Below are 23602 nucleotides of genomic sequence, written 5' to 3' on the forward strand. Positions count from 1 at the left end.
ATGCGTTGACCTTGTATGAGCTTCTCCTTCGCGCGGGCTTACCCCCGCGCAACGAGTGTCGCCCGTGCCCAGATGGTGCGAATGAACTACAGCTTTCCGCTTGGAGCCAGATCAATGGCTGCGGCCGTCCAGGCGAAACCGATCAATCGACGTCAGGACGATCAGGCAACCGGACTTCCTTGTTGCGGAGGCGCTCTCCTGCCGCTGTCCGCGCACTCGCAGCCCAACCGATCAGGTAGATGAGCAAGAGCGACTCGAGGTAATAGGCGAGTAAACTATTCAACCAGGACTCGACGGAAAAAGGAAAACGCTCCGAGCCGGACACCGCGGCCCAGACGGACCAGAAAATCCCGGCAGGAAACACCGCAAGAGAGGACAGCATCACGCTCGTCTTAACATCGGTGACGGATGCCGAGCCGACAAGGCCGGCAGCGCACAGCGTGTAGACGGCGCACGCGATAAGACCACCTCTATTCAGCCTCATGTCTACCTCCGGATGAGCTTTCGAACTATTACTGCAGGCGCAATCCTTGGCCATGCTCCGGCCATCTAAGGCGTTCCCAGAGACTTGACCCATCTTGGGTACCAGTCGACGGCTCGGCCAGCTGAGAATAGCGTGATGCCATCGGATTTCTCCAGCAGCGGGGCAAGGTGAGTGATCAGACCAAAGGTGTTCCGTCGACTTGATCGGCGGCGAAGGAGGACGGACCCAACACGCCGCGAAATGCAGCCGGAGCCTTGCATTCGGTTGGAGCCGCTTCAGCAGCGTAAGCGCACGATTATCCAATCAGGCACACACAGAAGCGACGGACCTACTCCCGGTCGGCCCGCTCAGCGTCGCGCGTGGCCTGCGACCAGACTTTCCCAAATGCGCTCATTCCCCAGCCAAACAAATACACCACGGCGAAACTCAGGGGCACAGTCAACAGAGGTCCGTTGATTTGGGACTCCGAGGCAACGTGAGCTTCCAAGACCTCACCGACCCCGGAGGTCCACAAAAAAACCTGCGCCGGCATGATTGACAATTGACCTAATAAATAAGCTCCCTTTGGATCCTTCGCTTCCCATGAGAGCCAAGTCAATATCGCAAACCAGATCAGATAGATTGCGCAGACTATCAACCCACCCCTGTTCAACCTCATGATGCCCCTCGCTCAGCGTCTTATTTGGAGACACGACCGAATGCGGATGCCTGCGCACTTGCAGCCCGGCCTGCAATTGCGTTTGGCTGGATGCGACGGACGGTCAGGAGGGATAGACCAGCCGCGTTGCGAGACGCCGAGAGACCCGCGGATCTACGCCACCGGCAACGCGCTGCGGTCCTCCCAACAACACGTTGCGATCCTTTCTCGGCGCTCTCCATGGCATGGGCGGCGTATATGGTCCGTCATCCGGTACATCGATAACGTTACGATCTCTCGTCTCCGGAACGAGCTTAAATGGCAGCTCGATGGCCTTGTCTTTCTGGGAGCTCGGCGTACTCCACCTTGCTGACGGGGCAAACGCGTCATTGAACTTCTTGATCTGGTCCAGCACGTCACCCATGATGTTGGAGGGGTCATCCAGCTGTTTGCTCAGACGTTCAACAGAACCATAAAAATTGGTCAGGTCTTCCAGCAGCGCATCTGGGCTCTTCTTGTGCCCCTCAGGATAATAGGACCCGGGTCCGTTCACGATGTCGTCGATCTGTTTTCCAATTGCTCCGAACACACGAGATCGGTCACCCTCCTCGATTTTCGGAGCCCCCGGCGGAGGCAGTGGCGCCCGCTCTACGAAATCTCGTCCGCTGGCCATGTCCAATCCTTCCTAATCATGACGCGCCCGATTACTTCGCGGAGCGCTTTTGTGAGAACGCGAGATAGATGGTTCCAATCCGTCGATTCCAGGAGAACGGGGTCCTGACGAAATCATCGTGCGGTGACCACATGCGCTGGTAGATCTCCAACCGCGTCAGGCCGGGTTTAATGGTCGCTCGAAATTGCTCTTTGGCCTCGAAGGTATAACAGCAGCCAGGCGGTCCTTTGACAATCATCTCCAGCATGGCAACGCCTGCTTCTGTATAGAGGACGACTTCAACGTCTAGACCGGCAGCGTGGAAGCGGCATACGCCGACCTCGTCGCAATCGTTGAGATTGCCGCTATCCGTCTCTCCCTTGGCTTCAACCGCATAGCTGATGAGGACATCGCTTGCGACAGCCGCGCGGCACGATAATCCGAAGAGCAACAGCCAGAGAGCAAGCAGCCGCTTCAAGACACTCACGACTCGCGCCGGCCGTGACCGTGCTGATGCAATCATGTTGATGACCCGAAGATATCCAGATTGCGATTGCCCACGGAACGACGTTCAGACCGAGAACAAAGATCGAACAAACGAGCGTCGACGTCAAGTCCGCCGGCTCTGATTTTTTGCGGCTGTTTGGGCGCTGAGTCCGTCTCGGCTCATTGTCTCCGGCCGGCATGTCTCGATCTGATTTCGCCACCGTCCCAGGAGCCGGGGAGAGAACACCAAGCTGCCACGCCAATTGAAAGCCGATCTCCCGATCCTGCGAGGCGCTCACGCCTCACCCACCACCGGGATCACTCATCCACCTGCTCCCCATCGTGCTCATCCGGATGCACGATGACACGTTCGATGCGGTGGATCAGCTCGAGGGCGCCGTCCTCGCCGTTCTGCAGCGCCTGAGGCGCCTTCCCCCAACCGCGGTCGAGGATGGCGTTGGCGGCGGACACACGCGCGGCATGTGTCGCCTTCGGTGAGCGCATCACGCCAACCAGCGTGTTGATCGCCGTCTTGGTGTGGCTGCGGGCCATCGAGCGAATTTCGGTGATCGTCTTCGACATGGTCACGTCCCTGGTATCATGGGTGATGAATGCGAGGGTGGTGATCGTCACGAGATCGCATCGGCGGCTGCGACCATCACCAGGCCGATCAGGGCGAGCGCAATGAGGTAGGCGGTCATCTTCCTCTCTCCTGGGCGAAGGAAAAGCGCGGCAGATCGCAGCCGAAAGCGCGATCGTTTCAGGCGCGAACCCTATCCCTCGGCTCAAGCAAGGGACCGCTGCGGGCGAAGCGACGGTCGCCACGCCCACGCACCGGCCCGTTCGCGCGGGCCGGCGAGTATCCGGATGTTCGAAGTTGTCTGCGCGCTGCGCGATGAATAGCCGACGATCGTGGTCGACAGCCGATGCCGGCCTGCGCTGCTCAAGTCAAATGCCCGCGGACAACGCGGCATCATCATCTTGTTCGGAAAATTCGATAATGACACTATGCCGGTGATTTGCCCGACATGTCAAATTTGATCGAAATGCGGCGGTCAGGCTTTGCGATTTCGATAACCGCCGCTCCAAATCCGGGCCGAGCCAATAAAAAGCCCGCTGCCGAGTTCGCGGCGCGGGCTTTATGGTTTCTTCGACGATGTCAAAATGCGCCTGATTTGCCCGACGTGTCAAGCGCAGATAGTTGCGCCGATCGGCAATGCTACTTCAGCCCGTCGGGCGCGGCCGGTGGAGGAGGTCTTCCGATGTATGTCGTTGCGGTCGTACTGGCCGGCTTGTCCGCCCTGTTCTACGCGGCGAGTCAGCACCAGCTGGGATCGGTCGGCGCCGATGTCTGTCAATATGGCAGCCTGTTCTGCGACAAGCCGCACTACATGATGACCGGCGCGTTGCTCGCCGGCCTCTGGGCCAAGTTCGTGAGCATGCGCTGAGACGAGCCGGCGCGCAGCTTCGATCACCCCGTCAGTTCTTGATCGCATAGAGTGGCGTTCTCACCGTCAGCTGATAGACCGGCTTCGGCGCCCAGGCGATTTGCGCGGTGATGCCGAACAGCCGGTTGTCATCGTCATCCATGCGATCGAGATCGAGCCTGACCAGCGGCTGCGTGTAGGACGCGATCGGCGTGATGGCGAGCAGCTGCGCGCCGCCGAACGACTGGATGCCGACGCGCGCGGAGACCTTCCAGTTGTTCTCCCACTGGTAGAAGCCGCCGATATAGCCGGCGGTCGTGCTCCCGACATGCGCGAGCGCGGAATCGACCTCGACATGGGTGTATTGAACGCCCGCGAGCCAGCCGCGCGTCTCATCCGGATCGAGCGCGTATTTGGCCTCGACGACGGTGTTGAACGAGGTGGTCGCCAATGGCGAGTCCGGCACCGACCGTGTCAGCGTCGACTGCAAGGTCAGCGTCGGAAGCGTGCCGCCGTTCTGCTGATAGACGTCGGCCTGGAAGCCGAGGAACCAGCTGGTGATGGCCACGTCGGCCCAGCCGGACAGGCCGTTGTAGGAGGTGCTTCCGGTGAACCCGGCCCAAAGCGACAAGGCGTCGCCGAGATCGACGGTGAGCGGAACGTCGACGCCAAGGCCCTGGTTGGTCGGAGCCGAAAGTTGCGGCCGTCCGGGCAAAGCCGGCCGGTCAAGCAGCTTGCGCAAGGTCGCGAGCTGCGACAGGGTTCCGAACACGGACGTGTCGCCCAGGCCGGTCGACAACGTGCCGCCCGGCACGTAGGCATAGTTCGTCCGAAAGTCGATGTAGACATTAGCGAGACCAGTTGCGGGCTCGTCCGCATCATCGTCCTTGGCAAACGCGCTGCTGCAGACGACCAGCGCCGCACACGCGGCCAGAGCAAATGAGCGCCGCGGCGCGCAACGCCCGCGCGGCAACGATTCCACGTCTGCCATGAGACCTCCCCCAGCGCCCGAAAATACGCCGGCCCGGCACCATCCTTCAAGTGCGGATCACGAGCGCGATGCCGACGTCAGGGGAAAGCCGCGGCGCGCGTCGTCAGGACGACGCCGACTTGGCGCCTTCCTCGCGTGCGGCCATGACCTGACGCAGCACGCGCGAGAGCTCATCGACCGAGTAGGGCTTCTGGATGAGACTGAAACCGTGGCGGTCGCCGTCGGCGAGGGCGTGGCTGTAGCCGCTGTTGAGCACGATCGGAATCATCGGGAGCCGGCGACGGATTTCCCGGCCGAGCGTGACTCCGTCCATTCCGGGCATCACGACGTCGCTGAGCACGAGATCGAAGCCATCGGGATTCGCGTCGATCAAGCGCAGCGCATCGTTTGCGCTGCGCGCCAGCACGGTTCGATAGCCGAGATCTTCGAGCAGCTGGGTCGAGAATTCGCCGATCTCCGGGTTGTCCTCGACGACCAGCACGTTCCAGCGCGCGACGACCATGTCCGGAGTGTGCTCGGTCCGCTCGCGCAGCTCCAACGGCTTGTGCGTGCGCGGCAGCAGCAGGGTCAGCGTCGTCCCCTTGCCGACCTCGCTCTCCGCCAACACCCGTCCGCCGGACTGGTGCACGAAGCCGTAGACCTGGGACAGGCCGAGACCCGTGCCGCGCCCGACTCCCTTGGTCGTGAAGAACGGCTCGAAGATGCGGTCGATCTGATCGGGCGCAATGCCGCATCCAGTGTCGCTGACGGCGATCGAGACGAATTGCGGCCGCCCGGGCTGGCCGTCCTGCGGCAGCAGCTGACCGCGAATGGTCAGGACGCCCCGGCCTTCCATCGCGTCCCGCGCATTGGCAACGAGATTGACGAGGGCCGTGTCGAACTGGTTGATGTCGACATCGACCGGAAGCGGCCGCGCTTGCAGGTCGAGCTCGATCGCGGCCGGCGCACCGAGCACGGTCTGCAGCATCTCTTCGATCTGCTCGATATGCCCCGCGGCATCGAAGACGCGGCGCTCCATCGGCGTCCGCCGCGCGAAGGCGAGCAACTGTCCGGTGAGCTTGGCGGCGCGATCCGCCGTGTCCGAGATCGCATCCACGTAGCGCCGCATGCGCTCCGGGGACAGCTGGCGCCGGCGCAACAGGTCGGCCGAGGACCGGATCACGGTCAGGAGATTGTTGAAGTCGTGCGCGACGCCGCCGGTGAGCTGGCCGATCGCCTCCATCTTCTGGGCCTGGCGGAACGCCTCCTCCGCCTTGCGCCGTTCGGTCAACTCGACCGCCTCGGGCACGATGGCGACCACCTGTCCGGTCTCGTCCCGCACCGGCCGCATCTGGAAGTCGAACCACCGTGAGCCGCCGACCGGCAGCTCGAGCTGCAACTCCTGGCGGGCCCCGTCGCCGCGAGCGACGGCGTCGACCAGGGATCTGATCAGCTCGGGCGTGCCGGGCGTCCCCGCAAACCACGGCGTCTCCCAGAATGGCAGCCCTGCGACCTCGTGCAGGGGCGCAGCGATCGCTTCGAGCGAGGTCGCATTGGCATCCAGAAGCGTCCCATCGGACGAGAGCAGAGCTTGGAACGTGTAGCTCGCCTCGAAGATCGTCCGCAACCGCGCCTCCTTGGCCTGCAGCTCCGCGGTACGCTCGGAGACCTGCGTCTCCAGGCGCTCGTTCAGCTCACGCAGCGTGGTCTCGGCCTCGTGCCGCACCCGCGACAGATCGATATTGGCACGCACCCGCGCCAGCAGCTCGCGCGCGCTGAACGGCTTGGTGAGATAGTCGCTCGCCCCGGCATCAAGCCCCTCGACCTTGGCCTCCTCGCCGGCGCGCGCCGACAGCATGACCACAGGAATGTCGCGAAGCTGCGCATCGCTACGTAGCGCTTTCAGCAGGCCGAAGCCGTCGAGCCCCGGCATCATGACGTCGGTCAGCACGAGATCGGGGCGGCGCCGTCGGACCGCCTCGAGGGCCGCCATGCCGTCGCTGACCGCCTCCACGTCATAATCCTCGCCGAGCAGACGGCGGACGTAGTCGCGCATGTCGGGATTGTCGTCCGCGAGCACCACGCGATCACGGGCCGATGCCGTCGCGGAGCGGACTCCGAGGTCGTCGGATGATGACGGGTGAGGAAGCTCGAACGACACACCGCCGTTCAGCCACCCGAGCGCCTCCTCGATGTAGGCCTCGGCCCGCACGTTGGTAACGGTCAGGACATGGGAAGGTCCGATCTGGCCCGCTGGCAGATGCGCCGAGCCAAGCGGAATTCGCACGGTGAAGACCGAGCCGCGGCCGAGCGCGCTGTCTACAGCGATCTCCCCGCCGTGAAGCCTCACCAGTTCCTGAACGAGAGCGAGACCGATGCCGCTGCCCTCGAAGGATCGGCCGCGCGCGCCTTCGATGCGACGAAACCGTTCGAACAGGTGCGGCAGCTCACTGGGCGGGATGCCGGTGCCGGTGTCGCGAACCTTGAGCTCGGCATGATTGCGGTCGGTGGACAAGCCGATCGACACCGCGATTTCACCTTCGAAGGTGAACTTGAACGCGTTCGACACCAGATTGAGAACGATCTTCTCCCACATGTCGCGGTCGACATACACCGGCTCGGACAGGGGCTTGGGGTCGATGATGAGACGCAGGCCGGCAGGATCCGTCGCCGAGCGGAAGTTGGACACGAGCTCGGCAGTGAAGACCGCAAGATCGATCGGCTCGAAGTGCGCGGTCATGCGGCCGGCCTCGATGCGCGAAAAGTCGAGCAGCGTGTTCACGAGCTTCAGCAGGCGAATGCCGTTGCGGTGGATCAGGCTGAGGACGGATCGCGCTTCGGAGGTGAGTTGGGCCTCGTCGCGGCCGAGCAGGTCTTCCAGCGGGCTCAACATCAGCGTCAGCGGCGTACGAAACTCGTGGCTGATGTTGGAAAAGAACGTCGTCTTGGCGCGGTCGATTTCGGCCAGCGCTTCCGCGCGGCGCCGCTCTGCCTGATAGGCCCCGCCATTGCTGACGGCCGCTGCAATCTGCCCCGCGACGAGGTTCAGGAAGCGCGCATAGCTCTCGTCGTAGAGGCGGAACGGATTGAGACCTGCGATGACGAAGCCGCCCCATCCGGCCTCCCCCGACGCGGGCAGCGGAAGCACAACGGCGTGCTGTGGCGGCTGACGCCATCCGCCGGTCGGAAAGCTGAGGCCGAACCGCCGCGGAAGATCGCGAACCAGCACCGCATCCTGCAGCCTCAGCGCTTCAGCCAGAGGCCACGTTCCTTCCGGCTGAATTCTCAGCCTCGGCTGAACGGCGGGATGATCGCGGTCGATGCCGGTCAAGGCCTCCAGCCGCGCCGCCTCGCCGTCCGGGTCGGTCATGTAGATCATCGCGAAAGGAAGGTCGCGCGACTCCCGCGCCAAGGCGTCCGCGCAGCTTGCGCAGGCCTGGTCGATGCTGCGGGCCCCGGCCCCGGCATTTGCGAGCTCGCGCAGCAGCGAGAGCTGGCGCTCGCTGATCACGCGCTGGGTGTCATCGGTGTTGGCGCAGAAGATTCCTCCGGGCGATCCATCGTCGTCCGGTATGGGACTGTAGGAGAACGTGTAGTAGGTCTCCTCGGGAAAGCCGTTGCGCTCCATGATCAGGAGCTGCGCCTCGACATAGGTGCCCTGGTCACCGCCGCCGGCCTTTGCCAGCAGCGGACCGATGTCCTCCCAGATCTCGTGCCAGACCGCGGACGTCGGGCGACCGAGAGCCCAGGGATGCTTACCGCCGATGATGGTCTTGTAAGCATCATTGTAGAGATAGATCAGCTCCCTTCCCCAACCGATCCAGATCGGCTGTTGGGATGTCAGCATGAGCCTGACGGCCGTCTTCAGGCTCTGCGGCCAATGCTCCGGCGTTCCGATCGAGGTGCTCTCCCAATCGAACCGCAACATCAGTCCGGCCAGCTCACTGCCTCCGGCGAAAAGCCTCTCGCGCTCGGCCATGCCGAGCTCCTGATCATGCCCTGTTTGCCGCTGGTCCGGCACGCGTCCCCCTTGGTCGAAATCCGACGTGATCTGGAACGCTGGTACTCCCCTCCGGTTCCGGAGCCGGGAACGAAAAGAGGGCGTGCGACTTCGAGAGACATACACCGCCGGGGGAGCACTGCCATGGCCATGACCGTTGCATCCGAACCGAACAAACCGAAACGGTCGCCCTGGAGCGTATTCCGGGTTTTGGGTCCAGGTCTCGTGACCGGTGCCGCCGACGACGATCCGTCGGGAATAGCGACGTACTCCCAGGCTGGCGCGCAGTTCGGTTACGGGCTGTTGTGGACGGTCTTTCTGACCGCGCCTTTCATGATCGCGATCCAGCTGGTGAGCGCGCGCATCGGCCGTGTCACCGGCAAAGGGCTGGCGGCCAACATCACTGCGCTTGCGCCACGCGGGATCGTCTTCGGCCTCGTCGCCCTCCTGGTCGGCGCCAACACCTTCAACATCGCAGCCGACATCGCGGCGATGGCGGAGGCGCTGTCGCTGGTGATCGGCGGTCTCAACCATGAGCACGCGCTGATCTTCGCCGCCGGGTCGACGCTGCTCCAGGTATTCCTGCCCTATCGCCGCTACGCACCTTTCATCAAGGTGCTGACCCTCAGCCTGTTCGCCTACGTCGCGACCGCCTTGATGGTCGAAGTGCCCTGGAGCACGGCGCTGCTCGCGGCGGTATGGCCCAGCCCCTCGACGGAGGCCGACTATCTGCTGACGGTGGTGGCCGTCCTCGGCACCACCATCAGCCCTTACCTGTTCTTCTGGCAGGCCTCGCAGGAGGTCGAGGAGATGAACCAGGGCAAGGTCGACCGTCCCTTGCGCGAGCTGTCGAAGAAGGACCACCCCGACCTCCGACGGATCAGGATCGACACCACGATCGGCATGATCTTCTCGAACGCAATCGCGTTCTTCATCATCGTGACGACCGCCACGGTGCTGCACGCGCATGGCATCACCAGGATCGACTCGGCGACGCAGGCGGCCGAAGCCCTGCGCCCGCTCGCGGGCGACCTCACCTTCCTGTTGTTCGCGCTCGGCATCATCGGGACCGGCATGCTGGCGATCCCGGTGCTGGCGGGCTCGGCGGCATACGCCGTCGCCGAGACCTTCGGCTGGCACGCGACCCTGGAGGCCAAGCCGGACGAGGCGGTCGGCTTCTACAGCATCATTGCTGCCGCCACGATCATCGGCTTCGGGCTCGGCTTCACCGGCATCGACCCGATCCACATGCTGGTGTGGAGCGCCGTGCTCAACGGCATCGCCGCCGTGCCGATCATGGCGATGATGATGGTGATCGTGTCCAATGCCGGGCTGATGGGCCGCTTCCGCGGACGGTCCTGGCTGATCGCCCTGGGATGGATCGGGACAGGTATCATGGCCATCGCCGTGCTGGCCCTGCTGTGGTCATTCGTCACGGGCCGCGCCTAGCGACCATCGCGTTTCCCTCTGCGTCGGCTGCAACGCAGTTGCACAATGTCATTGGTGCAACGCGGGACGTAAACTGTGTTAACAGTCCGTTCCCGCCATCCCGCCGCGATTGATGCCGATCAACGCTGGGCGCGCTCCGGTATGGCGGTGCTCGAACAAAGGACCTCGGAGACTGCCTTGACCCAACCGCAACGCATGAGCGCACCGACGCTATCCCCCTATTCCCCGCGCGGACTCGCGCTGCTGCGCGATCCGCTGCTCAACAAGGGCACCGGCTTCACCGAGCAGGAGCGCGATGCGCTCGGCCTGCGCGGCTTCCTGCCCGCCGGCGTGATGTCGATGCAGGCCCAGGCCGAGCGGATCCTGGTCAATCTTCGCAGCCTGTCCAGCGACCTCGAGAAGTACGTGGCACTGAATGCACTGCACGACCGCAACGAAGCGCTGTTCTTCCGGGTGGTCTGCGACAACATCGACGAGATCCAGCCGCTGATCTACACGCCGACCGTCGGCCTCGCCTGCCAGAAATTCGGCCTGATCTTCCAGCGTCCGCGCGGCCTGTTCATCTCGGCCAATGACCGCGGCCGGATCGCGGAGATCCTCGCCAACTGGCCGTATCGCGCCAAGCTGATCGTCGTCACCGACGGTGAGCGCATTCTCGGTCTCGGCGATCTCGGCGCCAACGGCATGGGCATTCCGGTCGGCAAGCTGTCGCTGTACTCGGCGTGCGCCGGCATTCATCCGGAGGAGTGCCTGCCGGTCATGCTCGATGTCGGCACCAACAACGAAGAGCTTCTGGCCGACCCCTACTACATTGGGCTGCGCCAGAAGCGCCTTACGGGCGAAGCTTATGACACGTTCGTCGACGAGTTCATGAAGGCCGCGCGCGCCGCCTTCCCGGGCGTGCTGATCCAGTTCGAGGATTTCGCCAACCACGCCGCGTTCAAGCTGCTGCACAAATATCGCGACGACACCTGCGTCTTCAACGACGACATCCAGGGCACCGCAGCCGTGGCGCTCGCCGGCCTGTTCTCGGCGCAGCGTATCACTGGCGGCAAGCTGCGCGACCAGACCGTGCTGTTCCTCGGCGCCGGCGAGGCGGCCACCGGCATCGCGGATCTCGTCGTCTCCGCCATGATGGCCGAAGGCCTGTCCGAAGCCGAGGCGCTGCGGCGCAACTGGCTGACGGACTCGCGCGGCCTCGTCATCAAGGGGCGAGAGAACCTGCACGGCCACAAGCTGCGCTATGCGCACGACCAGGCCCCGATCGCAGACTTCCTGACCGCGATCAGGACGCTCAAGCCGACGGCGATCATCGGCGTGGCAGCGGTCGGCGGCGCCTTCACGCCGGAAGTGCTGCAGGCCATGGCCGAGCTGAACGAGCGCCCCATCATCTTTGCGCTCTCAAATCCGACCTCGAAGGCGGAATGCTCGGCGGAGTCGGCCTATCGCTACACCCAGGGCCGCGCGCTGTTCGCCTGCGGCAGCCCCTACGATCCGGTCAAGCTCGACGGCAAGACCTTCGTGCCGCGCCAGGGCAACAACTCCTACATCTTCCCCGGTGTCGGCCTTGGCGTCATCGCCAGCGGCGCGCGGCTGGTGACGGACGAGATGTTCATGGCTGCCGCGCACACCCTGGCGAACTGCGTCACCGGCGCCGATCTCGAGCAGGGCAGCCTGTACCCGGCGCTGCCGCGCATCCGCGAGGTGTCTGCCCAGATCGGCGCCGCGGTGGCCGGCGTTGCCTATCAGAACGGGCTCGCCACGGGGCCGGCGCCGAACGATCTGCTCGGCTTCGTCGAGTCGAAGATGTACGACGCCCGCTACTGAGCTCGACGCCCTCGGATGCCTCGGACTCACCAGCGGCGAGCGAGGAGGCATCCGCCTATTGGTCCGGCACGATCGCGTTGGTGGGCGTTGGCCGATCGGTAATCTGCTGGCCGAACAGGCTGGCGATCAGTTCGACTGCGACCCGCGCGGTCTTGCCGCGCTCGTCCAGGAACGGGTTGAGCTCGACGATATCGACCGAACGCACCAGCCCGGAATCGTGCAGCATCTCCATGATGAGATGAGCCTCGCGATAGGTCGCGCCGCCAGGTACGGTCGTGCCGACGCCGGGGGCCACCTCGGGATCGAGGAAGTCGACATCGAAGCTCACATGCAGGACGCCGTTCCGCGCACGAACCTTGTCGAGGATCCGGCGCGTCAGTACGCCGACGCCGAACTCGTCGATGGCGCGCATGTCGGCGATGCTGATACGACGGAGACGCAGCAGCTCCTTTTCCGCCCTGTCGATCGAGCGGATGCCGAACAGCTGCAACTGATCTGGGGTGATGGGCGTGCGCGCCTCGTCGCCGAGCAGGCCGTCGAGACCCGGCTCGCCACACAGGAACGCGGCGGACATGCCGTGCATGTTCGCTGTGATGGTGGTTTCGGGCGTGTTGTAGTCGGCATGTGCGTCGAGCCAGAGCACGAACAGCTCCCGCCCGATCTCGCGGCAATGGCGCGCGATCCCGTTCACCGACCCCATCGACAGCGAATGGTCGCCGCCGAGAAACATCGGGATGGCGCCGGTCTGCGCCAGCTCGTGACTGCGACGCGCCAGCACCCGCGACCAGCGCTGGATCTGGCGATAGTGCTTGGCCTTCACCGGCGGCTCGTCACCGGGCTCCGTCATGTCGGCGATGCCGACATCGCCGTAGTCGGTGACGTCGAGCCCGAGGCTTTCCAGCACGGTGATGAGACCCGCGGTGCGCAGCGCAGCAGGCCCCATCAGCGTGCCGCGGACCGACGCGCCGAGATCGATCGGAGCACCAAGGACGGCGATGCGATGTGGCGCCTTAAGGTCTGGAGAAGCCAAGACGGAATCCTTTCATCGACGGCCGGGCGCCCAGCGTAGCGCGATTTTGCACCGCGCGCTTCGCCGGCGATGCGTCTCGGTCCCAGGGAACCAATCGCATCAGCCGGCATTTCCCACGAGCGTTACATGCGCCCCTCGGCCGAATCGCGTCGGCACGAGGGTGCCAATCCGACGAGCCGCGGCAAGAAGGCAACGACAGTGAGCAGCGAAACGTTCGAAACACCTCCGCAGCCGGGCGTCGCCGAACGCGCGCTCGACACCGCGACGGACATGTCGCATGCACTCGGCGAAGTGGTGGGTACCCTGAGTGCGGCCGTGGACCGGCTGAGCGAAGCGGCAAGGGACGCGCGGCGGCCCGGGACCGCCCTGTCGACCATCAGCGCGATCACCCGCGAGGCCCCGCTCACGAGCCTGTTCGTCGCCTTCCTGCTCGGGGTCACCGTCGCACGCCGGCGTTGAGGAACGGCGGTCAGAACAGCCGCGGTCCGCGCCGGTCGAGCTGCGATTCCCATGTCAGCAGCGTGGCCGCGATGGTCATGATCGCAATCCCGGCGACACTGATCAGCAGCTGCATCGCCAACCCGCTCGCCACGTCGGTCAGCACGACCTGGCCGAGGAAGGCCAGCAGCACACCCTGGCAATAGATCGGGAGCGAGTTCTCGCCGCACCTGATCATGGCCGTCATCAGCGGACGGATTGGCCCCTTCCAGTCCCGCGGAGCCAGCCGCGACACCACGAAGGCAAGCGCCAGGAAGTGCAACAACCGCACCGGCGCCAGGTGGCTCTTGTAGATCGGATAGATCAGGCCGCTGATGGCCGACGGGATCAGGTTCTCGAGACTCTTGAACTCCCAGCTGAGCGCCATCAACAGGCTGAACGCGAGATAGCCGATCGCCACGATCAACAGCGTTCGCGAGTCGAGGAGCGGACGCAGGCGTGTGGCGCCGGCACAGCCGTACCAGGCGCCGATCACGAACAGGAACTGCCAGGCGAACGGATTGAAATACAGCTCGCCGCTCGGCCACGCCGGCGCCTGCCAGCTGAACAGCTGAACCATCATGTAGAGCAGGAATGAAAGCGCCAGCGTCAACGTCGCGCTGGTGATCATCAGCCACAGGATGACGGGAAAGCAGATGTGCAGGATTGCAAACGTCAGCAGGATGTCGGTGTTGACGGGCGCGAATTGCAGCAGCGCCACATGCACCAGCGTGGGCCCCGGCTCGCGAAAGAAGAAGCCGGTGTTGGTCTCGTCGACGAAGCGCGTGCCGCCGCCGATCACCCAGACCAGCGCCGCATAGGCGAGCAGCAGCACCAGGAACGCCGCATAGATCTCCCAGGCGCGCCGCAGCGCCCGCACCACCGTGGTCGCCCAGCCCTGCTTCGGCAGCGCTCCGCCATAGGCGAGCATGCAGGTGTAGCCGGAGACGAAGACGAACACCTCGGAGGTGTCGCTGAAGCCGTAGTTGCGCAGCGTCAGCCACGCCAGCGAATTGTCCGGAACATGATCGATGAAGATGAACCAGAGGGCGAGCCCCCGGAACGCGTCGACCCGGAGGTCACGAGCTCCGTTGCCGTTGCCGGCTGCCACGCTATCCGTCCTCGCCAGCTCTTGATCATCGGCAAACAAGATGGACCTCGTCTCGGGATGGCCGACCAACATCGACTCCGGCATGCATGTTGTGCCTTAATATCTCCTGCCGGTCATCGATCGGAACTCGAATCCGCCGCACGCGTCGTCCATCCTTCCGGCAGATTTCGAGGTTGGCCATTGAGCGCAGCCCCCCGTCTGCGTCTTCAGGCTGCCCCCCCGTCATTTCAGCCGATTGTGCACGGCCGATATCCGTACTCGAAAAGTGTGCACGGAAACCGGGTGCCTGTGGAACATTGTCGGCATGGTGGTGTTAAGCATCTCACCACCGCCGGACTGGCAATTGTTCCAGTCCCGTATTTGCCCGGATTGATTGTAGATTGCTTAGACGTTGACTTGCAGTGGAAATGTTGACAGGGGGGTTCCGTGATCCACCGAGGTGTCCAATATACGGTCGTGGCGACTGCTGAACCGGACATGTGGGAATGGCGGTACGAGTTCGGCGATCAGATCAAGACCGGACGCACCCAGACCAGACTCGCCGCGCTCGCGGCCCGGCGCGTGAAGTCGAAGATCGATGCGGCGCTCCGTGCGGCCCAAACGGGTTCCGTGTCCACGGTGAATGTCGCCGAACGGATCGAGATGGCGAAGGCCGCATCGCATGGCCTGACCTGACTTTCTCTCTCTCCGGCGGTCCGGCGCGCCGGACCGGTCATCGCCTGTTGAGACAGATCAAGGCATCGATGCCGGCATTTGTCATGTTCAGGCGATGGAAACTCTCATTTTTCGCTGCTCCCAGACGGGATCGAACGTTCAGATCGGCTTGGCCGCACCGGCTCTTGCCGACCAGTTCGATGCCTATGAGGCCGCCGCATGCCCAGCATGCGGCGGTACGCACCTCGTCAACAGGCTGAGCGGAAAGATGCTGAGCGACAGGGAGGGCTCGACATGTCCTACGTTGCGGAAGAGCTGACGATCACCGCCTCGACCGATGTGTCTCGCTCGGCCGATATGTCTTGGCTGCGCCGCGCCAGCGCGCTCCTGAAGGCAATCGTCAGCCGGATCGACCTGTCCCATTTTCCCAAATCATGCTGTAATTGACGTCGAGATTCATCGACGCGCCGCGCGTGCCTGCGAGGCGGAGCCGCCAAGATCGCTCCTCTCCAGGGGCGAAACATTCCTTCGTGAGCCACCCGCCGTCACTCCGGCGAGGTATGCCACCACTCAACAGACAATGATCAGGAGTTCCTTGATGCACGCCTCGGTGATGAGAGTTATGGCGATCGCGATCGCGGCTGCGGCGTCGACACCGGCATGGGCCGCCGATCCGGATCACGGCGGAGATCTGGCCCGTCGCTGGTGCGCCTCATGCCACCTCATCGAAGGGACGCAGAAGCAGGCGAGCGCGGACGTTCCCACCTTCGCTCAGATTGCTCAGAAAACGGATTTCACGCCAGAGAAGGTCGCGTTTTTCCTGCTCGACCCGCATCCGAAGATGCCAAGCTTTCCGCTCAACCGGCTGGAGGCGGCCGACATCGCCGCCTATATCGGCAGCCTGCGAAAATAGGGCTGGGCTCTTTCGCCCGTCTCGTCCGCCCGCGTCCATTCGGCGGCAGCGCTGCCGCCGAGTTCGTCCATGCAGACCGTCGCTCCTGCGACGGCGAGGCTCGCGCTTCAGCTCTTGGGTTCGGTAGCCTTGCTCGCGGCGGACATGATGCTCGACGTGATCGTCTTCATGTGCTCACCGGCGTTGGTGAACTGGCTGCGCAGGAACTCGGACTGGATCCGCATCGCCTCCTCGAGCTCGGTGGCGTGAACGAGCTTTCGAGCGTGTTCGAAAGCCGTCTTGATGTTCTGCTCGGTGAGAGTGAGCGCCTGCTTGGACATGTCGGCGGCAGGTCCGGGAACCGTGCCGATCGATTTTCCGGCTGCGTCGAAGAACATCTCGAACGCCTTTTCCGCCTGCGAGATGGTCTTTTCGGCCAGGTCCCGCAGTTCAGCGGGCACTTCCAGTTTGGTTTGGGTCATCGTTGCGTCCTCCACGACAGATCCAACTACCACATCCGACTCCCTGCGTCGCCGTACAAATAGATGCGGAAGAAAGCTGCGCGCCTGTCAGAGTGCGGCCATACGTTGGCGCGTAATCTGCAGCGCGTATTCGATCGAAGCGAGGTGACGATCATAGGTCCGCCGCGCGCGCTCGGTCCGTAACGAGGCCTGAGAGCTCTCGCGCATGCTGCAGGGCAAGATCGAGGAGGAGGACAGTTTTTCTCGCATCCTCCCTGGCGCCGAATGCACCGGCTCACACGGTGTCCATGTGGCCGGCACCGGCCACCACAACCGCGGCCTTCTCTTCGGCCGTCGCAAAGGCGGCCTGAGGAGTGTCCTCGTGCGAAAGGGAACGATGTTGGTCATTGGCCTTTCCCGTCCGCGGAGGCGGATCTGCATTAAATTTTCAGCGTTATACACATGGCTTTTTACGGAAGCCTTTGAGCGATCGCATAAGGCATGGCCGCTCTGGCCTCAACGCGAACGGCGAGACTAACCCGAAAGCAAAGGAAAAAGGCGTCGACCCCGGCGAATCTTGTCAGCCCCGGTTGCGGCAAGCGCCGCTCAACCCGAGAAGCGGCGCCGATACTCCGATGGCGACACGCCGAGATGCCGCAGGAACGCCCGCCGCATGCGCTCGTCGTCGCCAAAGCCCGCCCGTTTGGCGACTTCGACCACGTTTTCGACCTGGCGGCTTTCGAGTAGGAGGCGCGCCGTCTCGACCCTGAGCGCCTCGACTCCCTGTGCCGGGGTCATCCCGGTGCGGCTGACATAGGTGCGGGCAAAGGTGCGCGGCGTCATGCCGGCTCTCGCGGCCAGCGCCTCGACGCGCAGGTCGCTGGCGATGTTCTCGATGATCCAGGCATGCAGCGCACTGAACCGACCCTCGACGTCGGACGCCTGCGCCGCCAGGACGGTCGAAAACTGACTCTGGCCGCCAGGACGCTTCAGGAAGACGACGAGCCGGCGCGCCACGTCGAGCGCGATCGTATGACCGAAATCCTCCTCGATCATCGCCAGCGCCAGATCGATGCCGGCGCTCACGCCTGCGGATGACCAGACCCGGCCGTCCTGCACGAAGATCGCGTCGGGCTCGACCTTCACGTTCGGAAAACTGTCCTGCAGGCGGGGGCAGTAGCGCCAATGCGTCGCGGCCCGCCTGCCCTCCAGCGCGCCGACCCAGGCCAGCGCAAAGGCGCCGAGGCAGACGGATGCGATCCGCCGGGCGCCCGGGAGCACCTCGCCGATCCACTGCATCACCGTCTCGTCCTGCCGCAGCTTCCAGATGCCTGGCCCCCCAGGGATCAGCAGCGTGTCGACCTCCTCCGGCTTCACGGACGAGAGCGGCGCGGTGTCGATCATCAGGCCGACATCGGTCGGCACCAGTCCGCCCTCCTTGGACACGTAGCTGAGCGCATAGCCCGGCCCCGGCAGCTCGATCTCGCTGAGCTCGGCGAACACCTGCGCCGGGCCGGAAACGTCGAGCAGCGTCACTCCGGGAAAGGCAAAGATGGCGAGCCGCCTTTCGGCACCATCTCGACGCACCGCAGCACGCCGGGGAGAGTTGGCAGGATTCGAGGGCATATTGTCCTTTAAGCCATCGGAGGACCGCCTGTATAGCTCGACCTTGCAGTGCTGGAGTTCACGTGATGTCGCGCAACCTGGACGGCCGATACAAGACGATCGCCTCGCCATGGGACGACTACACCGTCTACAGCTTTTCCGACGCGTCGGAGATCGAGCTGCCTGATCGGCAGCCGATCATGGATGCGATGAATTCGATCATTGCCATTAACTGGAAAGCAATCGAACCCCATTGGACCGCGGCCTCATCGCCGTTCAACAGCAAATACGGCCTCGTTCTAGTCTACGATCACATCGGACTGGTCGCGTTCTCAGTCTATCGCGTGATGACCATCGCGCAGCGGCTGGCCATCTATCGCAGTGGGACCGAAGTACTACCCGCACATCAGGGTCGTGGCCTGTATGGGTTCTTTACGTCGCAGATCCTCAAGCATCCTGGGTCGGCCACGCCCGGCGAAGAAATTCTTTACGGATGGCGTACGCGCAACCCGATCGTGTGGGCTGCCAACGCCAAGATCTGCGAGAGGGTCGCGCCGTCGCTGCTCGATGAGGCGGCGGATGCGGAGTTGCAGGCCGCCTGCGTCGAGATGTGCGCGACGATCTATCCGGGCAAGCCGCTCGAGGTGCCCCGCATGATCATGCGCGGCGCCTACGGACACATCCAGCACATCAGGCAAGACTATCACGGCAGGGCCTCGCTGGTCGAGACCGCGATGTCGCGGATCATCCCGGATTCCGCCGACGCCCTGTTCTCCGTCGGCTATGCGAGGGTGTGATGGCGGCGCTCGGACAACAAGCGGTCGCGTCCTCTTCGCTCCGGTTCTTCGATCGCGCCTATGTTGCGTGGGGAACGGTCGCGTTTGCCTACGCCGTAGCCTTCCTGCAGCGGATGTCGCCGCAGACCGTGGGCCTCGACTTCATGCGCGACTTCGGCACCGACGCCTCCGGCGTCGCGATGCTCGCCTCCAGCTACTTCTGGGGCTACACCTTGATGCAGATCCCCGCGGGCGTTCTGGTCGACCGCTACGGTGTGAAGCGCGTCGTCCTGTGCAGCATGACGGCGTCGGCGCTCGGCAGCGCCGCCTTCGCGCTGTCGCCTACCCTGTTCGACGTCTTCGTCGCACGCGTGGTCGTGGCGTGCGGCGACGCGCTGGTGTTCACGGCGCTGCTGAAGCTCGTCGCGCAGAACTTTTCCGACCAGCGTTTCGGCCTGATGTCCGGCATCTCCCAGGTGTCGGGCTATGTCGGCGGCGTCCTCGCCACGACCCCGCTCGCCGCTGCGGTCAGCGGCTTCGGCTGGCGCGCCTGTTTTCTCTTCATCGCCTGCGTCGGCGTCGCAAACTTTGCCTGCGCGTCCGCGACCTTGAAATCCGCACCTGCGAACTACACCAGCCGGACGCTGAAGAGCGTCCTGGTCACAAGCTGGCATGCGCTCGGATCGGCCGCGACGTGGGGCTGCGCCATGAGCTTCGCTGCGCATTTCGCGGTCGTGACCACGCTCGCGGGGGTGTGGGGCATCCCGATGGTCGCGCATTATTTCGGCATCTCGCCGTCAGCGGCCGGCGGCCCTCTGCTCGCCTTCATGGTCGGCAACGCCATCGGATCGATCTTTCTCGGCCATGCCGCCGACCGGATGCAGTCGCTCAATGCAGCCCTGATTTCCATCACCCTGCTGCGCATGATGCTCGTCGTGATGCTGTTGCCGGCAATGGCGCACAGCTTCGGCTTCTTCTATGTCGGCGCGGTGTTCGCCGTGCTCGGTCTGGTGGCCGGGGGCACCGTGCCGCTGATCCTGAAAAGCACCAAGCATCTCTATACGGCGGAGCGCATCGGCGTCGGCGCATCGATCAATACGACAGCCGCCGGCATTTTTGCCGGGCTGGCTCAACCGGCGATCGCCTTTGCCATGGTGACTGCAAGCGGCCTCGACCCCGACATCGGATCAAGCCTGCGCAGTGCCGCCAGCGATTCCGGCTACGCAGCCCTGATCGAGATTCTTCTCCTGATGTCGCTTCCTGGACTCCTTGGGCCGCTGATGATGAGGCGCGAATTGATACTTCGTACTTAAGCATAAGAACAGAGAGGGTCAGTATGTCGCGTTTGTATTTGAGAAGGGACGAAGTCCGATCCGGCCATCAGGCCGGCACCTGGCAGAGCGTCCTGTTTTCGGAATTCGAGGCTCAGATGAGCAGCGAAGCAAGACCCTTTCCGTGCGTATTCGGCGTCGCGGGCTATCGTCACGATCAGCTTCGTTATCTGTTTCTCGACCCCATCGACATCGACGTGCTCGGCCAGCAGCTCGCCTTGTTCGTCTCGGAGAGCCGCTCGCACGGGCCCAACACCTCGCTGGTGCTGTTCACGCGCCCGCGCCCGGTCCAGACCATCGACTCCTACTACAAGAAATTCTGGCACATCCTCGATCAGCTGGCGCGCGTCGACAGCCAGCCGTGGCCCGCCGAAATTCCCGAGACCGTCGATCATCCGATGTGGGAGTTCTCGTTCGCCGGGGAGCCGATCTTCGTCGTCTGCAGCACGCCCGCACATGTGATGCGGCAAAGCCGCCGATCGAGCGCATTCATGCTGACCTTCCAGCCGCGCTGGGTGTTCGAACGGATGCTCGGCACGGACGAGGCGGCGGCCAAGGCCTTCGGCGAGGTGCGCAAACGGCTGGTCCCGTTCGACACGACGGCGCCTTCGCCCCAGCTCGGACGCTACGGCAATCCGGAGGGCCGGGAGTTCAAACAGTACTTCCTCTACGACGACAACCAGCCGCCGCCGGCCTGTCCCTTCCACAAGCTGGCGCAGACCAAGCCATCGTCCATTACAGACAAGGAGCAGGCTGCATGACCCAGATCATCGCTGGAACCAAGACCAGCTTCGCGATCGATCCCGACATCCTGGCGCTGTTGCCGGCGCAGGGCTGCATCGAGCTGCAGCACGATGCAGCCGGCAAGGTTCACGCCTTCCATACCCACCCCGTCGACGAAATCCTCGTCGTGATCAAGGGACGGCTCACGTTTCGTTGGGAAGGCGGCGAGCGCATCTGTACCGCCGGCGACAAGATCCTGTTGCCGGCCGGGACGCTGCACGAATCGGAAGCGCTGGATGATGCAATCTACGCGATCGCCACGCGACCACCAGCAACCATTGCGTGCAATCGGGAGGGATGAGGTCAGGACAGAGGGCGGTCGGTCTCCGAAAGGGCGTCTGCGGTCAACCGCTCGACTATCTCGATCACCTCGATGCGCTGGCCCGGAGCCAGCTTCAGGAACGCCTTCAGCAAACGAAGGCTTTCCACGGCTTCGCTCGATGGGGCTCCGAGCTTCGTGTGCAGCTCCGCGATGAATGTTGAATTCTTCATCTCGCACCTTTGGCAGGAAACGGTAATGCCAGTCCTTAGCAAACGTGAAGGCCTTGCACGCAAGGTAGATACTGCAGCAATCGAGGCTGAAAGTCTCGGTCTGACGACTGCGACCCTGATCCTCAGGATGGCCCGCCTGGAAATCGACCGTGCGGAACCCGATGAGGTTGAAAGTATGCCAGGGAACAACTCTCGCAGCAAGCCGAACTGACCGGTGGGTTGATTTCGGCGTCACAATTTGGGTCTTCTGGCAGTTTCTGGCTGACGATACCAGTGGAAACGGTCGTTCACCGAACAATGCGAGGGGATTACGGCAGCGGTAAGCTTGTCCTCCACATTAGAGGTCTTCTATAGTTTGCTTTGGGGGAAGAATGGGTTGCGGATCCCGCTCGGGCTCCGCGCCCACTCCCGCCACACAGCGGCTGCAGGAAGACCATGCGCACTTATTATTTCGATATGAAGGATGGCATTCCGACCAGAGACCGGACCGGCCTGGAATTTGCGACGAGTGCGGGGGCGATCGAGCACAGCCGGGACTTGGCCCGGCGACTCCGGCACGACCCGCGCATCACCGACCGCAGGCTGTCCATCGTCGTCGTCGACGAATCTGGCGCGGAGGTTCACCGTGAGCCGGTTTATCCGGCTGCAGTGAAGGCCAGCCTGTCCTGATTTTTTCATAGGCGTGCCAGCAGAGACTGCGCGTTGACTACTTTTTCTACTTTTCGTAGAGGAAACGAAAAGCCGAACAACCCTTGAGTGTGTATGTTGGGCGCGCGATCAGGCCGCTTCGGCATCAAGAGCGCCCTGAGTGTCAGCCCCCGCCGCTCCGCTCGACCGGCTCTCCCCTTCCCCCGGCCGCCAACGAACGCCACCGCTGCGTCACCGACGGCCTATTGCTGCTTCTCCCAGAACGAGAGCAGGCCCTGCGAGGCCGAGCCGCCGATCACGCAGGGGATGCCGACGGCGACCTGCCCCAGCGCCGCAGCCGAGACGCAGCCGAGCGCAAGGGCACCGACGCCGAGCTGTCCCCAGAAATCCATGTTGCGCCGGGCGTCAGAGCCCTTGGTCTTCAGCTCCTCGACCGCGGCGACGGCATCCTTGCGGACGGCGCCGAGCTGCACCGTATCGGCGGCCTCAACCACCTCCCTGAGCGGCTCCTTGACCGGTCCCGACTGCCGCGCCAGCTCCTCCCGGAGATAGTCGCGCAGGCTGGCATCGCGCACCGAGTAGCTGGCAAGCGTATAGCGCGCCATGCTACCGATGGTCAGCTTGTCGACCGTGTCGCGGCTCTTCGACCATGGCAGCATCTGCACGATGCGCTGGATCGGCACGCGCGAGCCGGTCGCGAAGTAATAACCCCAGAGGATGTCGAGCAGATCCTGGTGGGTCGCGTAGCTGAGCCGCGTGTCGAGCTTGCGCTCCTCCTTCTTGAACGGATTCTGCGTCAATGCGGCACGCAGCTTGTCCATCACGCCAGGCTTCGTTTCCTCCAATGGGACGTCCATCAAGGTCGGCTGTGCGCCGCTGAGATAGCCGTCGATCATCACGCGGCGGCCCGGCATCTTCGGCGCGACCCTGCGCATGAGATTGCGCCAATCCGGCAGACCTGAATAAGCGATGGCACGCACGACCACCCACTCCTCCTCGGGAGGCACGGGAAAGAAGCTGTTGACGAGTTGTTCGGCCTTGGCGGGATTGGAGCCGATCGCCCCCGCGATGAAGCCGAGATAGATGCCCGCGTTCTCCGGCTCCTTGAACGTCTGCGAGTGGAACAGCACCCGCACCGCCGCCGGCACATGGGCGTAGTCAGGTTTGGTGCGATAGTTGTATATCCAGTTCTGGACGACACCGAGCGACGCGCGCGGGTCGATCTCTGGGACGACCGCAGCAGCAAGGGCTGATTGAACGAAGGTGCAAGCGATGAGGGCCAAGGCGATCGCGCGCATGGTCAGCTCCCGACAAACGTTCGCCGCATCAGCATCTGCTGGCGCGTACGGATGAGGACGATGCTGTACGCCGTTTGAATCGACTCTGCGTCAATTCTGCGGCCGCGCTCGA

The 23602-nt window shown here is 63.8% G+C and carries 25 protein-coding genes; 13 read left to right on the plus strand and 12 right to left on the minus strand.

The genetic code is table 11. From position 1 onward, the window contains the following. Nucleotides 1–142: 142 nt before the first annotated feature. From QX132_RS17140 to QX132_RS17155, 4 genes are all read right to left on the minus strand, one after another. Nucleotides 143–484, minus strand: coding sequence for a hypothetical protein (locus QX132_RS17140; protein WP_316162075.1), 342 nt, complete (start codon nucleotides 482–484; stop codon nucleotides 143–145). A 761-nt stretch (nucleotides 485–1245) separates the two neighbouring features. After that, a complete protein-coding gene (locus tag QX132_RS17145) occupies nucleotides 1246–1794 on the minus strand; it encodes a hypothetical protein (protein ID WP_316162077.1) in 549 nt (182 codons plus the stop codon). A 31-nt stretch (nucleotides 1795–1825) separates the two neighbouring features. Beyond that, nucleotides 1826–2251 (minus strand): hypothetical protein, encoded by a 426-nt coding sequence (locus tag QX132_RS17150; protein WP_315739090.1) that lies wholly within the window; start codon nucleotides 2249–2251, stop codon nucleotides 1826–1828. Nucleotides 2252–2577: 326 nt separating this feature from the next. Then, the gene (locus tag QX132_RS17155; protein WP_316162105.1) at nucleotides 2578–2841 is read right to left on the minus strand and encodes a hypothetical protein; all 264 of its coding nucleotides are present in this window, start codon (nucleotides 2839–2841) and stop codon (nucleotides 2578–2580) included. A 680-nt stretch (nucleotides 2842–3521) separates the two neighbouring features. On the opposite strand from QX132_RS17155, the gene QX132_RS17160 reads away from it, so the two are divergent. Beyond that, nucleotides 3522–3707: a hypothetical protein gene (locus QX132_RS17160; RefSeq protein ID WP_315756157.1), complete on the plus strand. Its 186-nt coding sequence runs from the start codon at nucleotides 3522–3524 to the stop codon at nucleotides 3705–3707. A gap of 31 nt (nucleotides 3708–3738) precedes the next feature. Here QX132_RS17160 and QX132_RS17165 read toward each other — a convergent pair whose 3' ends face one another. Together QX132_RS17165 and QX132_RS17170 are read right to left on the minus strand one after the other, a co-directional pair. Then, nucleotides 3739–4677 (minus strand): hypothetical protein, encoded by a 939-nt coding sequence (locus tag QX132_RS17165; RefSeq protein WP_316162079.1) that lies wholly within the window; start codon nucleotides 4675–4677, stop codon nucleotides 3739–3741. A gap of 103 nt (nucleotides 4678–4780) precedes the next feature. After that, nucleotides 4781–8635 carry an ATP-binding protein gene (locus QX132_RS17170; RefSeq protein WP_316162081.1) on the minus strand — a complete coding sequence of 1285 codons (3855 nt, stop codon included), beginning with the start codon at nucleotides 8633–8635 and terminating at the stop codon, nucleotides 4781–4783. Between the two features lie 165 nt (nucleotides 8636–8800). Between QX132_RS17170 and QX132_RS17175 the strand changes: the two genes are divergently transcribed. Together QX132_RS17175 and QX132_RS17180 are read left to right on the plus strand one after the other, a co-directional pair. Then, on the plus strand, nucleotides 8801–10105 hold the full coding sequence (locus QX132_RS17175) for a divalent metal cation transporter (RefSeq protein WP_315739096.1): 1305 nt from the start codon (nucleotides 8801–8803) through the stop codon (nucleotides 10103–10105). A gap of 195 nt (nucleotides 10106–10300) precedes the next feature. Further along, a complete protein-coding gene (locus tag QX132_RS17180) occupies nucleotides 10301–11932 on the plus strand; it encodes an NAD-dependent malic enzyme (protein ID WP_316162107.1) in 1632 nt (543 codons plus the stop codon). A gap of 55 nt (nucleotides 11933–11987) precedes the next feature. Here QX132_RS17180 and rocF read toward each other — a convergent pair whose 3' ends face one another. Further along, the gene (gene rocF, locus QX132_RS17185) at nucleotides 11988–12962 is read right to left on the minus strand and encodes an arginase (RefSeq protein WP_315756160.1); all 975 of its coding nucleotides are present in this window, start codon (nucleotides 12960–12962) and stop codon (nucleotides 11988–11990) included. A 198-nt stretch (nucleotides 12963–13160) separates the two neighbouring features. Between rocF and QX132_RS17190 the strand changes: the two genes are divergently transcribed. After that, on the plus strand, nucleotides 13161–13421 hold the full coding sequence (locus QX132_RS17190; protein ID WP_315782901.1) for a hypothetical protein: 261 nt from the start codon (nucleotides 13161–13163) through the stop codon (nucleotides 13419–13421). Between the two features lie 10 nt (nucleotides 13422–13431). On the opposite strand, the gene QX132_RS17195 is transcribed toward QX132_RS17190, so the two are convergent. Further along, nucleotides 13432–14589, minus strand: a complete 1158-nt coding sequence (locus QX132_RS17195) for an OpgC domain-containing protein (protein WP_316162082.1) — start codon at nucleotides 14587–14589, stop codon at nucleotides 13432–13434. Between the two features lie 387 nt (nucleotides 14590–14976). Here QX132_RS17195 and QX132_RS17200 point away from each other — a divergent pair, with 387 nt between their 5' ends. The 3 genes from QX132_RS17200 (at nucleotide 14977) to QX132_RS17210 (ending at nucleotide 16117) form a co-directional block, all read left to right on the plus strand. Then, nucleotides 14977–15225 (plus strand): hypothetical protein, encoded by a 249-nt coding sequence (locus QX132_RS17200; RefSeq protein WP_315739099.1) that lies wholly within the window; start codon nucleotides 14977–14979, stop codon nucleotides 15223–15225. Between the two features lie 273 nt (nucleotides 15226–15498). Beyond that, complete coding sequence (locus QX132_RS17205; RefSeq protein WP_315771509.1) at nucleotides 15499–15651, plus strand: hypothetical protein; 153 nt, start codon at nucleotides 15499–15501, stop codon at nucleotides 15649–15651. A gap of 151 nt (nucleotides 15652–15802) precedes the next feature. Then, complete coding sequence (locus QX132_RS17210) at nucleotides 15803–16117, plus strand: c-type cytochrome (RefSeq protein WP_315739101.1); 315 nt, start codon at nucleotides 15803–15805, stop codon at nucleotides 16115–16117. Nucleotides 16118–16224: 107 nt separating this feature from the next. On the opposite strand, the gene QX132_RS17215 is transcribed toward QX132_RS17210, so the two are convergent. Both QX132_RS17215 and QX132_RS17220 read right to left on the minus strand, forming a co-directional pair. Further along, on the minus strand, nucleotides 16225–16578 hold the full coding sequence (locus QX132_RS17215; protein WP_315739142.1) for a phasin: 354 nt from the start codon (nucleotides 16576–16578) through the stop codon (nucleotides 16225–16227). A 585-nt stretch (nucleotides 16579–17163) separates the two neighbouring features. After that, complete coding sequence (locus tag QX132_RS17220; RefSeq protein ID WP_316162084.1) at nucleotides 17164–18183, minus strand: GlxA family transcriptional regulator; 1020 nt, start codon at nucleotides 18181–18183, stop codon at nucleotides 17164–17166. A 65-nt stretch (nucleotides 18184–18248) separates the two neighbouring features. Between QX132_RS17220 and QX132_RS17225 the strand changes: the two genes are divergently transcribed. The 4 genes from QX132_RS17225 to QX132_RS17240 all read left to right on the plus strand — a co-directional run bounded on the left by QX132_RS17225 (nucleotide 18249) and on the right by QX132_RS17240 (nucleotide 21353). Then, a complete protein-coding gene (locus QX132_RS17225) occupies nucleotides 18249–18959 on the plus strand; it encodes a hypothetical protein (RefSeq protein WP_315739103.1) in 711 nt (236 codons plus the stop codon). Next, complete coding sequence (locus QX132_RS17230; protein ID WP_316162086.1) at nucleotides 18959–20251, plus strand: MFS transporter; 1293 nt, start codon at nucleotides 18959–18961, stop codon at nucleotides 20249–20251. The genes QX132_RS17225 and QX132_RS17230 overlap by 1 nt, the downstream gene beginning before the upstream one ends. A gap of 116 nt (nucleotides 20252–20367) precedes the next feature. Then, nucleotides 20368–21030 (plus strand): YqcI/YcgG family protein, encoded by a 663-nt coding sequence (locus QX132_RS17235; RefSeq protein ID WP_315782868.1) that lies wholly within the window; start codon nucleotides 20368–20370, stop codon nucleotides 21028–21030. Then, the gene (locus QX132_RS17240) at nucleotides 21027–21353 is read left to right on the plus strand and encodes a cupin domain-containing protein (protein ID WP_315739106.1); all 327 of its coding nucleotides are present in this window, start codon (nucleotides 21027–21029) and stop codon (nucleotides 21351–21353) included. Before QX132_RS17235 ends, QX132_RS17240 begins: the two co-directional genes overlap by 4 nt. A gap of 2 nt (nucleotides 21354–21355) precedes the next feature. Here the strand turns inward: QX132_RS17240 and QX132_RS17245 are convergent, their stop codons facing one another. Beyond that, nucleotides 21356–21544 carry a hypothetical protein gene (locus QX132_RS17245; protein ID WP_315782872.1) on the minus strand — a complete coding sequence of 63 codons (189 nt, stop codon included), beginning with the start codon at nucleotides 21542–21544 and terminating at the stop codon, nucleotides 21356–21358. Here QX132_RS17245 and QX132_RS17250 point away from each other — a divergent pair. Both QX132_RS17250 and QX132_RS17255 read left to right on the plus strand, forming a co-directional pair. After that, nucleotides 21525–21755, plus strand: coding sequence for a hypothetical protein (locus QX132_RS17250; protein WP_315739109.1), 231 nt, complete (start codon nucleotides 21525–21527; stop codon nucleotides 21753–21755). The genes QX132_RS17245 and QX132_RS17250 overlap by 20 nt on opposite strands. Before the next feature lie 224 nt (nucleotides 21756–21979). After that, nucleotides 21980–22213, plus strand: coding sequence for a DUF6894 family protein (locus QX132_RS17255; RefSeq protein WP_315712992.1), 234 nt, complete (start codon nucleotides 21980–21982; stop codon nucleotides 22211–22213). Nucleotides 22214–22434: 221 nt separating this feature from the next. Here QX132_RS17255 and QX132_RS17260 read toward each other — a convergent pair whose 3' ends face one another. Beyond that, on the minus strand, nucleotides 22435–23490 hold the full coding sequence (locus QX132_RS17260) for a hypothetical protein (protein ID WP_315796522.1): 1056 nt from the start codon (nucleotides 23488–23490) through the stop codon (nucleotides 22435–22437). Between the last annotated feature and the right edge of the window lie 112 nt (nucleotides 23491–23602).

This window comes from Bradyrhizobium sp. SZCCHNRI20481, assembly GCF_032485055.1.
Classification (GTDB): Bacteria; Pseudomonadota; Alphaproteobacteria; order Rhizobiales; family Xanthobacteraceae; genus Bradyrhizobium.